We start from the raw sequence: 12,548 nt of genomic DNA, 5'->3' as shown, positions 1-12,548 counted from the left end.
CTATCATTGAGCCATGCCGTTGCCCGAAAAGAAATATGATGCCTGGATGGGCCTTGCCCTGGCGGAAGCACGCAGGGCACTCGCCACGGAGGATGTTCCCATCGGCGCCGTGGTGATAGGGCCCGACGGCGGGGTGCTGGGTTCCGGCCGGAACCAGCGGGAGGAACTGGGCGATCCTACGGCCCATGCCGAGGTGGTGGCTATCCGCGAAGCGGCGGGGCGGCTGCAGGAACGGGCACGGCTCGACGGCGGCCGCGGCGACGGCTGGCGGTTGTCCGACTGCACGCTGGTGGTCACGCTGGAACCCTGCGCGATGTGTGCCGGAGCAATTGTCCTGGCCCGGATCCCGCGGGTGGTGTTCGGGGCCTGGGACGAGAAGGCCGGCGCCGCAGGCTCGGTGTTCGACGTCCTCCGCGAACGCCGGCTCAACCACTGGGTTGAGGTGTACCCGGGAGTCCGCGAGGATGAGTGCGCCTTGTTGCTGCGCGGGTTTTTCGCCGGGCACCGCGGAGCAGCCTCTAGTCCTGTTCCGCCAGCAGGGCCAGCACTCCCCTTGCCGTAGTACTCCAGTCCGGAAGGCGTGTCCGCGCCTCCAGCGCTGCCGCGCGCCAGCTTTCCCTGGTGTCCGGGTCCTGAAGCCAGTGGCGCAGGACGCCGGCCAGCAGGCCTGGGCTCTCCTGACCACCTTCCGGAAGTGGCAGAGCTGCCCCGGGAAGCCGGGGTCCGCCGTCGGCCGCTGTTAATCCCGCCAGCCCCAGCGCCTCCACCGCCCCTGTCCCTTCACGGACCAGGACCGGGATGCCGTGGGCCAGGGACTCGGTGACGGCCATGCCGAACGCCTCCTGCCGGGACACCAGGAGGCTGAGATCCGTCCGCGCCCATTCAGCTTCCAGCGCTTCGCCGGCGAGCTCACCGGTGAACCGCACCCGTTCCTGCAGGGCGTTCTCCGTGATGGCAGCCCGGACTTCCCGCGCGTAGTTGGGGTCTGCCTGGTCCGAGCCCACCAGGGACGCGGTCCAAGGGAGGTCCTGGACCAGGGCGAGTGCTTCCACCGCCAGCATCTGGTCCTTGTTGGGCAGCAAGGCGGCGACCACTGCCAGGTGCGGAGGCGTGGAACCGCCGGCTTGGGCTGCGGGGTCGACTCCGGGCAGGGCGACGTGTGCCTGCGGAAGCCCTCTTTCGATCAGGACCGACGCCGCCCAGGTGCTGGTGCAGATCACACCGGCTGCTGCCCTGAGGGCCCTGGCCTCGTCTGCAAGGGCTGATGCGCCTGAACTTTCCGGCACCGGCATATGCACCAGCACCCATGTTTCCTGTCCCGTCCTGGCCGCGGCTTCCAGTTCAGCCGGGGCACCAACGGCCACCAGCCCGTCAACGATCGCCACTGGCCGCCCGGGACCCGCCTCAGGTTCGCTTGTTTCGAGGAACGTGCCCAGCCGGCGTTGTTCCGTGGCGCCGGCTTGCGGCCAGTCCCCCTCAACGCTGATCACGTCTACCGCGGCGCCAAGTTCCCGCAGCCCTTCAACCAGGCGGGCGTTGTAGACGTTGCCGCCTGAGCTGTGGCGGATGTTGCCGGGGACCAGCAGCCGGATGTGGCGCACGGTCAGGCGGTGAGGTCCATGGAATAGGCGGCCCACGCGTCCGGATTCTCGCGCAGCGTGACGTCGAGGCCTGCGAGTTCGCGGCCGTCGTCGCTGTCCTTGATCCTGGCGGCGACTTCCTGGGCGATGTACTGGGCGAGCGCTTCCGTGGTGGTGAGCTTGCCTTCGAAATCCGGGTGCTCGTCGAGGTTGCGGTAGTTCAGACCGGCCAGCACTTCCTCGATGATGGTTCCGGCGGCGCCGATGTCCAGGACGATCGCGTCATCGTTCAGGGCACGACGACGGAAGGTCACCTCGGCGACGAAGGTTGCCCCGTGGAGTCCCTGGGCCGGGCCGAACGCTTCACGGGGAAGACTGTGGGCGATCATGAAGTGGCGGCGGACTGTCAGGCTGAACATGGGTTACCTCAAGTTTTCGGAGTCGTGGGCGGCTGGGGTGGGGGTTTGACTGGTGGCGGGGTACTCGACGACGTGGCACAGGGCTTCAAGGGTGCCGTCGGCCAGGCTTTGGACGACGCCGGGCAGGTCCTCGAACTTGGAAGAGCCGGTCAGGAATGCGTCGAAGACGGGATCCTTCAGCAGCGACACTGCCAGGTCCAGGCGGTCCGCATTGGTGCGGCGGTGGCGCCGCGCACGCGCCACCATGCCTACCTGGCTGGCCCTGATGGACAGCCGCCGTGCGTGGAAGTCCTCCCCCAGCGGGACAGTGACTTCCCGGTTGGCGTACCAGGACATTTCGATGACGTCGCCTTCATCGCCGACCAGCTGCAGGCTGCGTTCGAGGCCTTCCTGCGAGGCCGAGCAGTGGAACACGATGTCGCAGTCGGCCAGGGCGTCGTCGGGGTGTGCGAAGTCCACGCCCAGGGTGTCCGCGAGCTGCTTCCTGCCGGGATCCAGGTCCACCAGCTGAAGGCGTTGCAGCGGGAAAGTGCGCAGAAGCGTGGCCACCATGCCGCCCACCAGGCCTGCACCCACGACGGCAACCCTGTCCCCCAGCCGTGGCCCGGCTTCCCACAGGGCGTTGACTGCTGTTTCCACCGTTCCGGTGAGGACCGCACGCCGGGAGGGCACGTCGTCGGGAATCCTGGTCAAGGACTCCACCGGAACCACGTAGAGGTCCTGGTGCGGGTTCAGGCAAAAGACGCGCTGGCCTTTCCACCCCTCGGGCCCTTCCTCCACGATGCCGACAGACAGGTAGCCGAATTTCACCGGCCCGGGGAACTGGCCTTCCTGGTGCGGGGCCCGCATTTCCTCCGCGACCCGCAGCGGCACTGCCCCGGCGTGGACCACCATTTCGGTGCCCTTGCTGATGCCGGAGTAAAAGGCACGGACCAGCGCTTCACCGGGCCCCGGGGCCCGCACGTCCTCGGTTCTGAGCTCGCCGTGCTCCTTGGCAGTGGTCCAGTATGCGGTTGCGTGGATCGGAGTCTGTGAATTTGTCATCTTGCTGATGAATCTAACCGGACGCGCAGGGACGGGGAAAGTCCGACGGCGCGTGGCGGGGTTCATTGCTTCAAGAGACAAGGTGTTGGAGGAGCGCTTCTTCAAGGATGCTGCGCTGTTTGGCAAGGCTCAGCTCTCCAGGCACCAGCTCTTCGCCCGGCATGATTTGCGCACCTGGCATGTACCTTTCACCTTGCAGGAATCCCGAAGGCCAGCGTGGTGGTTCCCAGTCCTGGTGTTCGCTCGGGTAGTGGCGGCCGGTGGGTGAGGTCCAGCCGGGTGGTTCGTTCTTGGTGGCGGGTGTGGGTTTCCATCCGGTGGTGTGGCGGAGTTTGTGGTGTTTGGGGCAGGGCTGTCCCAGGTTGCTGATTCCGGTGGTACCGCCCCTGTGCCAGGCGAGGATGTGGTCGGCATCGTTGTCCAGGGAGTTGTTGCTGCACCCCGGGAACGGGCACTTCCCGTCCCGCATCCGCAACCACGCCCGCATGGCTTTGGTGACCCGGTAGCTTGTCCGGCCGATTTCCAGCGGTCCCCCGTCCCGCGGGTCCACCAGCACTCGGTAGAACGACCCCGCACCACCGGCCACGAGTGCCCTAGCCATTGACGGCGGGATGGGACCGTACCCGTCCAGCATCGCCGCCTCGTCGCTCAGTCCCATAAGGGAGAACACCGGGACGGTGACCAGCACCTGCGCCCGGATCGGCGACTGCACCCGGTCCCGGATCGCACCCGTACCGTCGGTGAAGCTGCTGCTGGTGCTGTCACTGCCGCGGGTGTCGCTGTGGTTCGGTGTGCCGTTGGTGAGGATCGCGTTGGCGAAGGTGTCCGCACGCAGTTGGGTCATGGTGCGGCCTTCATCCGGTCCCTGCAGGGCCCGTGCGGCCGCCGTGAGCCGGTTCCACCCGGCCAGGGCCTGGTCCGCGGGCAGGTACGCGGACAGCCAGGCCATCCCGTCCTGGTCCGGCCGGAACTCCACCCGCCGGTCCGCGACCCCTTTGGCGTGGCGTTGTTCGATGGACCCGGCCTGGTGGCGTTCCCGCCAGGTGCGGGCCTTGGCTTTGAACCGGTGCGCCGGAAGCTGCCCCACCGGGCACCCCCGCGCCGGGTCCGGTGCGTCCGGGTCCAGGAAATGGGCTTCCAACGCCGCAGCCCCAACAGCATCCAGACACGCTGTCTCATCGGCCATCACCACCGCGTGCTGCCAGGAGATCACCCCGGCCTGCAAAGCCTCCAACGTCCGCGGCAAACCCGTGGTCAGGGCGTGGGAGGTGGCCAGGAACGAACCCGCCGCCCGCGGACCCAGGGCCAGCACACATCCGATTTCCGCCGCGACCGCCATCTCTTGCGCCTGCACCGGAACATCCGGGCCCGCAACGGCAGCGGCGCTCTCCGCATACCTAACGGCGGCCTTCGCCTTCAAACCTGCGATCCGGGCCTCCACCTCACGGGACCCGGCCAAAATCTCCAGGCAACCCTCCGCCAAACCAGCAAGAGGGTCAGCCGCAGAAAAAGGCACCGCACCGGCCCCCTCCACCACGGCACCAACCTCAGCATTCAACACAGCAAGGGCAGCACGGATATCCCCGAAAGCCCTCACCACCGCCGATTTCCCCATAAACCCATCATGACAAGGGGGTCTGACAATCAATACCGGCCGCCGAAGCACTGGCTTGGCTTACGCACGTTTTGGGGATGCAGGCCTTGCTCCGGTACCCTATTGAGGTTGGTGACGTGTCCGAGCGGCCGAAGGTGCAACACTCGAAATGTTGTTTGGTGTAAAAGCCAACGTGGGTTCAAATCCCACCGTCACCGCCACGAGAAAGGCCCTGCTTCCCTTGCAAAAGGGAAGCAGGGCCTTTCTTCATCCCGGGGAAAAGGTGCCTCCAAGGGACGCCAGGATGTGGACTACCCACCTGTTGGCGACGAAAGCCTCAGCGGGTGGGATCGATCATCGTCATGCCCGCAACATTGGCGGTATCAAGCCGGGGCAGCAATTCGGCAGCCTCCTCCAGACCAATCACGCGTTCGATCAACTTCTGCGGTTCGAGCGCTCCCGACTCAATCAAGGCGAGCATTCCGGGGTAGTCCGCCGCGGCCATCCCGTGGCTTCCAAAGACGTCCAGTTCCCACGCAATCACCCGCGCCATGGGCACACGGGGGTGGCCTTCCACCGGCGGCAGGAGACCGATCTGGACGTGCCGGCCCCGGCGGCGCAGGCTCAAGAGTGCGTCGGCGCACGTCTGCACGCTGCCGACGGCGTCGACGGAGACATGGCTCCCTCCCGTGAGCGCCTGCACCTGCGCCGGAATGTCCGAACCGTCTGCAACCAGGACGTGGTCTGCGCCGAGGCGCGCAGCCACCTCAAGGGCGGCCGGGTTCCGGTCAACAGCGATCACTTTGCCGCCGAGTGCCTTGGCGATCATGACGGTGCTGAGCCCCACGCCGCCTGCCCCGATGACGGTAACCCATTCATCGGCATTAAGGTCCGCCCGGCCGGTCAGCGCACGGTAGGCAGTGGCGAACCGGCATCCCAGACTGGCGGCTGCCTCGAAGCTGACGCCCTCGGGAATGGCCACGAGATTGGTGTCCGCCGCATGGATCACGACCTGCCCGGCAAACGAACCCCAGTGGGTGAAGCCAGGCTGTTGCTGCTCCGGGCAAACCTGCGCGTTGCCGCCGAGGCACCACTGGCAGGTGCCGCAGCCCTCGACGAATGGTGCGGTAACCCGGTCGCCGGCCGTCCACTTCGTCACTCCCGCACCGACACTGGCAACGACTCCGGCGAACTCGTGGCCCGGGACGTGCGGCAGCGCTATGTCGTCATGTCCGGCCCAGGCATGCCAGTCGCTGCGGCAGAGCCCCGTGGCAACGACGCTGATGACGACGCCGCCCACCGGCACCTCAGGTTCTCCAACCTCCCGGACGGCGAGCGGTCCTGCTATCTGGTCCAAGACAATCGCGCGCACATGACCTCCACATATCGACGTTATGCCGCGCACATGCTTGAGCGGCTCCGGCCGACATCTTCCCACGTGGCGGCTATGCGCTGAAAAACCTTCCCACGAGGGTGCCCGGGCCGCGGCGTAATGCCTGGGACCGTCGTCGGGCCTGTTCCAAACCGCGCGTCCAAACGGCGCGGCGGTTAGAGAAGCCGCTGGTAGATGCGGTGATCCTGCCACTGGCCGGCGATCCGAAGGTAGGCGCGCGCCGTGCCGTAGGCCTCAAAACCATTCTTCTCGAGCACCCTCTGCGATGCCGCGTTGCGTACCAGGGTGGCTGCTTCGAGGCGGTGGAGTCCGAGTCCATCTTTCGCGATGCCGACGGCCGCGGCCACCGCTGCTGTCATCAGCCCCCGGCCCTGGACAGACTGGGCGATCCAGTAGCCGACGTGGGCGTTTTGGAATGCGCCCCGGACGATCGAACTGAGCGTCAGGAGTCCCAGAATGCCGTCCCCGCCAGTCAGCACCATGGAAAGCGCTGTGCCTGACTCAAGGTCAGCCTGCCTTCTCCTGATCACCTCGCGCTGGCCTTCGACGGTGCAGAACTCCTCCGCCCTGGCCGGTTCCCACGGGGCAAGGTGGGAACGGTTGGCCTGGAGCGCCTCAGCCAGCGGCCCGGCATCGGCAGCATGTACGGGACGGAGAATAATGCCGTCAGCGAGTTCACATGAGAGGTCCACTGCTTCAGGCTACACAGCCGGAAAAGCGCGCAGCCGGGGCCCACCATTTGGCCCGTGGAGACAATGTGCCCTGGCCAGCAATGAGTCCCTGGCTGCCGCTGCACCTATTGTCGTCGCCATCAGGCAGAATGGGCCTGAATTAGTCCAAGCTCTGGAATACAAGTCCTCAATGAGAATCCAGGACGGGAATGAACGAATTCTTTACTGCCTCTTTCGACAAGGGCGTGCTGCGTTTGCAGTGGAGCCCGGAAGTCCTCATAACCTATGACATTGCCGTACGGGCGGCGCGGGCCCTGGAAGGCCTCAGCGGCGGTCGGGTCCTGCCTATTCGTGTTGACCTCGCGGGGGTTGCGGGATTGACGCCCGAGGCCAGGGCCGGCATGAATGCCTACCGCGGGTTCTCCGCCGTCGCCCTCATTGGGGATGGCCCGATGGGCAAGGTCGTGGCGGCGTTTTCCCGGCGGTCCCTGACTCCCACGGCATATTTCACCAACGGCCCCGATGCCCTGCATTGGCTTTCGGAGCAGGGCAACCGGGCCGGCACGCCGGGCAAGGCGCTTCGCACTGAGCGCTGAGAGCGCGGCTGTCACTGCTGCGCCGACGGCGGCTTCCTTTGCGCGTCCCTCCCGGCGCGTTTTTTGATCCCCAGCAGCATGGCACGATCCATGACGAGGTAGCCCGGCCGAAGGACGAAATCCATCAGGCGAAGACCCCACGGCCGTCCGGGGCCGGACCGGGTGCGGAGCAGCAGCCTGGTCCCCGCACCACCGGCATCCTGCAGGACAAACTGCCAGGTCCCGGTGACCGTCCCCGGCGGCGCACCAGGGCTCAAGTCCAGGACCAGATGGCGGCAGCTCTCGATATCCACCACACGCGGCCCACTGCGTCCGCCCGGATAACCTTCCGGCATGAAGGCAATAATGTCTCCCACCTGGAGGTCCTGCCACTCGGGGTGGATGCGGTCCGCATTGGTGACGCCCAAATGGAGCAGCCCGTTCTCCACCCAGGTGTAGGAATACAGGCCCGCACGGTCCACCCCCATCTGCAGGAGCCACGGCCAGACTTCCTCCCGCGGGGCATGGACGGTGACCGCCATGGTCTGCACTTCAGCCGGAGCGGGAATCAGTTCGTCGCCGGGAAGGGGCATCGATCTTTCCGGCTCCGTCGCTCCCCAGGTGCCCAAGGCCCGGGGCATGAGGCCATGCGTAATGAACCCGGCCGCGGCGGCAATGCCGAAAACCGCCGGCAACCAAGGGCGCAAACCACCAGGGCGCAAACCACCAGAGCGCGAGCCAGCCGAGCGGAAACCAGCACTTGCCCGGTTCCCCCGCTGTGACGTTTTTACGGTAGCCAGGAAACCCGGCGTCAGGCTGGTCATGGCATCGCTCCTCCGGATTTGGATGCAAGGAGCGTATGGGCAGGCTTCCCCGGGACCCAGAGTCCAAAGCCCCCGTACCGGCCCCTCGGCCCACAGTCCACGGCTGACCCGCACCCAGTGCTTGACGGTCCCGTCCCGCACGCGCTAGAAAGTAAGTAGCCTTATTATTTCTCGATCCTGCACAACAGTTCCGCAAAAGGAGGACATGCCATGAGTGACAAGCCGGGTAACCAGACACCGAATACGCCTGATGTGAGTGAGACCGAACTGCGCAACAAGAAGGTGGACGAACTCCGCCAGGATGCCAAGAAGGAGCACATCGCCGGCGCTTCGGGCATGCGCAAGGAAAAACTGGTGAAAGAGGTGGCCCAGGCCCGGCAGGGGGACGCGGATAACGGCCGAGGCCGCAACAGCCGCTCCGGGGCGGACGACGCGGAAGACCTGGGAGCCGGCCCCGACGGCGGCAGGATCCGTCATGGCGACGACTCGTCCAAGTCGTTGAAGTACTCGCAGGAAATTACGTCCACCGAGGAGGAGCCCGAGCGCGAAGGACGCAGCCTCGCGACCACGCACCATGAGGTCATCAGGCAGTGGGCGGAAGAACGCGGCGGCGTTCCGGCGACAGTTGACGGCACGGAACACGGGGACCACCTGGGCGTCCTGCGCATCGACTTCAGGGAGAAGGACGCGAACCTTCGCGAAGTCAGCTGGGAGGAGTGGTTCAAGACGTTTGACGACCGTGGGCTCAACTTCATCTACCAGGAACAGCGGTCAGATGGGAGACAGTCCAACTTCTTCCGGCTGGAGAACCCGGAGCGTGAAGACGCCTAGGGGGCACCCGGGCCTGACGCATGAAAGAGGCGCTACCGCTGCTGCGGTAACGCCTCTTTCAGTTGGTTCCTAAAGCCGGGTGTCGAAGGACCCGCAGAACACGTTGTCGTTGAACGTGCCCTGGAACTCCGATTTGCCCTGGATCTTTTCCACGGCTGCCCGGATGGCTTCCCGGGTGCCCGCATGGGCGTGGATCGCCGTCTTGACCATGGGCACGTCGATCAGGTGGTTTGGCTGGTTCAGGGAGACGAACACCGTGGGCACTTCCGTGACGTACCACGGGATTTCCGCTGCCATCGGGGAAGACCACTTGATCCGGATGGCTGCCTCCTGCGCGAAGCCTTTGACGTTGGCGAAGACAAACGCAGCGTCGTACTTCTCCGCGTAGTCCCCCGTGGCTTCCTCCGAAATGATGGACATGAAGTTCACCCCGGTCTCCCCCGCCGCCTCACGCTGCTCAGCGGTGCGGAACAGGTGCACTTCGAAACCGGCAGCTTCGAGTTCCTCCTTCACCACCTCCAGGTAAGCCAACGGATCGGCCCGGGTGAAGTCGGAGCCGCCGGAAATGCCGTACAAACGGATGCGGGGATGAGTCTGCGGGGTGATGGGCAGGTTGCCGGCAGTGTCCTTGACCAGCGTCACGGTCTTGTCCGCAATCCCGGCAGCCACGGAACGGTGCCCAGCGGATCCAATAACCGCAAGCGCCTTCATAGGCGGTACCAGTTGGTCAGCGGGCTTCAGGTGCAGTCCCAGCGACGCCTTCAGCCCAAGGATCCGCCGCAGCGCATCGTGGAGCCGCTGCTCCGTGATGATCCCGGACTTGTAGCCGTCCAGCATGTACTGGAAGTCCTCGGCCGGGTTGCGGAAGAACAGGAACATGTCGCAGCCGGCAGCGATCGTGGCCGGAACCAGGTCCCTGCGCTTCCGCGCCTGAGTGAGTCCCACCATCTGTGACGCATCGGTGAGCACCAATCCGTTGAAGCCGAGTTCGCCGCGCAGCAGGTCCTGCAGCAGTTCCGGGGACAACGTGGCGGGAAGGATCTCAGCGTCAGAGAGGCCTGGCCGGAAATGCCGGGAAACCTCCGGGGCCCCGATGTGGCCCACCATGATGGACTGCACGCCGTGCGCGATCATCTCCCGGTACACGTGGCCGTACGTCCGGTTCCACTCCTCATAAGGGAGGGTGTTGTAGGACGTCACAACGTGCTGGTCGCGCTCGTCAATTCCGTCGCCCGGGAAGTGCTTCATGGCGCAGGCGGTGGGCGATTCACTGATGCCGTCGAAGTATTCCTTGGCGCGCTCCACCACGATTTCCGGAGTGTTCCCGAATGAGCGCGTGGAGATGACGGTGTTCCGCCAGTTGTAGTGGATGTCCACGATCGGCGCGAACGCCCAGTTGCATCCCAGGGCCGCCGTTTCGACTCCTGCCACCTGCCCCATCTGCCGGGCGATGGACTTGTCCGGGTGCGAGCCTGCCTGCAGGTGCGTGGACACGAACGTGCCGTCGTCGCAGCTGCCGGCTCCGCCCATCTCCGGGTTGGATGCAATCAGCAAGGGAATCCGGGTTTTGGACTGTGCGTAGCGGATGTGTTCCTGCACAGCAGCGGACGGACCCGGGCGGTACCGCATGCCGCCGACATGGTAATTTTCCAGCACGCCGTCCAGATACCCGGGTGAGTAGTCGTTGTTGTGGTTGATGAACAGTTGCCCGATCTTTTCCTCGAGCGTCATGGCACCCAGGGTGCCTTCCACCCAGGCGATGGCGTCGCCGTCGAGATTGAACGGGGCAGCTGCCAGGTCGACGTCGAACCGGCGCGGCGCGGTGCCATGGGCACCGTTGGCAGGACGTACGACGGCGGCAATCCCCTTGAGTGCCTGGGCCACCACGTCCGGGACGGGCTCGGCGATGTCCACCACCACGCCGGCTTCGTCCTCCTGCAGCGGTTCCAGCGTGGCAAGCTGGGAGTCCAGCAGCGTGGTGGGCATGAAGTGCCCCGACCTTCCCTCGAGACGCTGGGCCAGGACCTCCTTGCTGCCGTTCAGGTGCAGGAAGACCGTGTCCGGAGCCTGTGCCCTGATGGCATCCCGGTAGCTGCGGCGCAGGGCCGAGCAGGCCAGGACCAGTCCGCCCTCGCCCGCCTTGGCCAACTCCGCACCCACGGTTGCAAGCCAGGGCCAGCGGTCCTCGTCCGTCAGCGGGGTGCCGGCTGCCATCTTGGCCACGTTCTCCACAGGGTGGAGGGAGTCGCCGTCCAGGAACGGGACACCCAGTTCGCGGGCCACAAGGTCGCCGATGGTGGTCTTGCCGCAGCCGGAAACACCCATGACGATGATGCGGTGCTTTGTCATTGTTGGTGCCTCACCAGTCGTGGCCGTGCTCACCAGTCATGCACCGTGCCGTCGACCAGGCGGTTGTAGGGCAGGTAGGCCTGCTGGTACGGGTAGGCTGCGGCGGCTTCTTCGTTGAATTCGACCCCGATCCCGGGCTTGTCGCCCGGGTGCAGGTAGCCGTCCACGAAGGTCATGGACTGTTCGAAGACCTCGTTGGTCTTGTCCGAGTGCTGCATGTACTCCTGGATCCCGTAGTTATGGATCGCCAACCCCACGTGCAGCTGCGCCGCGAAACCCACCGGGGAAATGTCGGTGGGGCCGTGGAAGCCGGACTTGATCTGGTACTGCGCGGCGAAGTCCATCACCTTCTTCAGCGGCGATATTCCGCCGAAGTGCGTGGACGCGGCCCGGACGTAGTCGATGAGCTGTTCCTTGATCAGCGTCTGGTAGTCCCACACGGTATTGAAGATCTCCCCGATCGCCAGCGGCGTGGTGGTGTGCTGCCGGACCAGGCGCAGGCCCTCCTGGTTCTCGGCCGGGGTGCAGTCCTCGAGCCAAAACAGGTCATACGGTTCCAGCGCCTTGCCCAGCTTCGCGGCCTGGATCGGGGTCATCCGGTGGTGCCCGTCGTGCAGCAGCGGGATCTCCGGGCCGAACTCGTTCCGCACGGCTTCGAAGACGGTGGGCAGGTGCCGCAGGTACGCCCTGGTGTCCCAGTCCTCCTCCACCGGGAACGCACCCCGCCCGGCCGGCTCATAGTCGTACCGCTCCCCCGACGCCTGCGCCTGCGCCGCGACACCGTACACGGCCTTGATGCCGGGGACGGCGGTCTGGATCCGGATCGACTTGTACCCCAGCTCCAGGTGCTCACGGACCGAATCGAACAGCGACTCAATATCCGCCCCCGACGCGTGCCCGTACGCCCGCAACCCGTTCCGCGACGCACCACCGAGCAGCTGGTACACCGGCATCCCCGCGAGCTTGCCCTTGATATCCCACAGCGCCATGTCCACCGCAGCGATCGCCGCCATCGTCACCGGGCCCCGCCGCCAATACGAGGACCGGTACAGGAACTGCCACGTGTCCTCGATCCGGTGCGGATCCTTCCCGATCAGCAGCTGCGCCACATGCTCCTTCAAATACGCGGCAACGGCGAGCTCACGGCCATTCAACGTGGCATCACCAATACCGGTCACACCATCCTCCGTCGTGATCCGAAGGGTCACAAAGTTGCGCGACGGGCTGGTAACGAAGACGTCGGCGGCAATGATTTTCATGGGACTAAC

At 65.7% G+C, this 12,548-nt stretch carries 12 protein-coding genes and 1 tRNA gene; 4 read left to right on the top strand and 9 right to left on the bottom strand.

Annotation, left to right across the window (positions count from 1 at the left end; all coding sequences use genetic code 11):
• The first annotated feature begins 13 nt into the window (after positions 1–13).
• Positions 14–562, top strand: coding sequence for a nucleoside deaminase (locus tag NMQ03_RS03550; protein WP_255174410.1), 549 nt, complete (start codon positions 14–16; stop codon positions 560–562).
• Here NMQ03_RS03550 and NMQ03_RS03545 read toward each other — a convergent pair.
• From NMQ03_RS03545 to NMQ03_RS03530, 4 genes are all read right to left on the bottom strand, one after another.
• Positions 519–1,637 (bottom strand): glycosyltransferase family 4 protein, encoded by a 1,119-nt coding sequence (locus NMQ03_RS03545; RefSeq protein ID WP_369693196.1) that lies wholly within the window; start codon positions 1,635–1,637, stop codon positions 519–521. The two genes, NMQ03_RS03550 and NMQ03_RS03545, sit on opposite strands and share 44 nt — an antisense overlap.
• Positions 1,604–1,999: a 6-carboxytetrahydropterin synthase gene (locus NMQ03_RS03540; protein WP_255174409.1), complete on the bottom strand. Its 396-nt coding sequence runs from the start codon at positions 1,997–1,999 to the stop codon at positions 1,604–1,606. The genes NMQ03_RS03545 and NMQ03_RS03540 overlap by 34 nt, the downstream gene beginning before the upstream one ends.
• 3 nt (positions 2,000–2,002) lie before the next feature.
• Positions 2,003–3,043 carry a zinc-binding alcohol dehydrogenase gene (locus tag NMQ03_RS03535; RefSeq protein WP_255174408.1) on the bottom strand — a complete coding sequence of 347 codons (1,041 nt, stop codon included), beginning with the start codon at positions 3,041–3,043 and terminating at the stop codon, positions 2,003–2,005.
• Between the two features lie 70 nt (positions 3,044–3,113).
• Positions 3,114–4,658, bottom strand: coding sequence for an HNH endonuclease signature motif containing protein (locus NMQ03_RS03530; RefSeq protein ID WP_255174407.1), 1,545 nt, complete (start codon positions 4,656–4,658; stop codon positions 3,114–3,116).
• Between the two features lie 110 nt (positions 4,659–4,768).
• On the opposite strand from NMQ03_RS03530, the gene NMQ03_RS03525 reads away from it, so the two are divergent.
• A tRNA-Ser gene (locus NMQ03_RS03525) sits at positions 4,769–4,858 on the top strand.
• A 116-nt stretch (positions 4,859–4,974) separates the two neighbouring features.
• Here NMQ03_RS03525 and NMQ03_RS03520 read toward each other — a convergent pair.
• Positions 4,975–6,009: a zinc-dependent alcohol dehydrogenase family protein gene (locus NMQ03_RS03520; RefSeq protein ID WP_255174406.1), complete on the bottom strand. Its 1,035-nt coding sequence runs from the start codon at positions 6,007–6,009 to the stop codon at positions 4,975–4,977.
• A 176-nt stretch (positions 6,010–6,185) separates the two neighbouring features.
• Positions 6,186–6,722: a GNAT family N-acetyltransferase gene (locus tag NMQ03_RS03515; RefSeq protein ID WP_255174405.1), complete on the bottom strand. Its 537-nt coding sequence runs from the start codon at positions 6,720–6,722 to the stop codon at positions 6,186–6,188.
• 188 nt (positions 6,723–6,910) lie between these two features.
• On the opposite strand from NMQ03_RS03515, the gene NMQ03_RS03510 reads away from it, so the two are divergent.
• Positions 6,911–7,297 carry a hypothetical protein gene (locus tag NMQ03_RS03510; protein WP_255174404.1) on the top strand — a complete coding sequence of 129 codons (387 nt, stop codon included), beginning with the start codon at positions 6,911–6,913 and terminating at the stop codon, positions 7,295–7,297.
• Positions 7,298–7,308: 11 nt separating this feature from the next.
• Here the strand turns inward: NMQ03_RS03510 and NMQ03_RS03505 are convergent, their stop codons facing one another.
• Positions 7,309–7,869: a hypothetical protein gene (locus NMQ03_RS03505; protein WP_255174403.1), complete on the bottom strand. Its 561-nt coding sequence runs from the start codon at positions 7,867–7,869 to the stop codon at positions 7,309–7,311.
• Between the two features lie 441 nt (positions 7,870–8,310).
• On the opposite strand from NMQ03_RS03505, the gene NMQ03_RS03500 reads away from it, so the two are divergent.
• The gene (locus NMQ03_RS03500) at positions 8,311–8,931 is read left to right on the top strand and encodes a Rho termination factor N-terminal domain-containing protein (RefSeq protein ID WP_255174402.1); all 621 of its coding nucleotides are present in this window, start codon (positions 8,311–8,313) and stop codon (positions 8,929–8,931) included.
• Between the two features lie 69 nt (positions 8,932–9,000).
• Here the strand turns inward: NMQ03_RS03500 and NMQ03_RS03495 are convergent, their stop codons facing one another.
• Positions 9,001–11,280 carry a gluconokinase, GntK/IdnK-type gene (locus NMQ03_RS03495; protein WP_255174401.1) on the bottom strand — a complete coding sequence of 760 codons (2,280 nt, stop codon included), beginning with the start codon at positions 11,278–11,280 and terminating at the stop codon, positions 9,001–9,003.
• A 29-nt stretch (positions 11,281–11,309) separates the two neighbouring features.
• A complete protein-coding gene (gene manD / locus NMQ03_RS03490; protein WP_255174400.1) occupies positions 11,310–12,539 on the bottom strand; it encodes a D-mannonate dehydratase ManD in 1,230 nt (409 codons plus the stop codon).
• Positions 12,540–12,548: the final 9 nt, after the last annotated feature.

Source organism: Arthrobacter sp. DNA4 (assembly GCF_024362385.1).
Classification (GTDB): Bacteria; Actinomycetota; Actinomycetes; order Actinomycetales; family Micrococcaceae; genus Arthrobacter.
The sequence above is the reverse complement of the archived record's forward strand: the minus strand, read 5'-3'. Positions and strand labels throughout refer to the sequence as shown.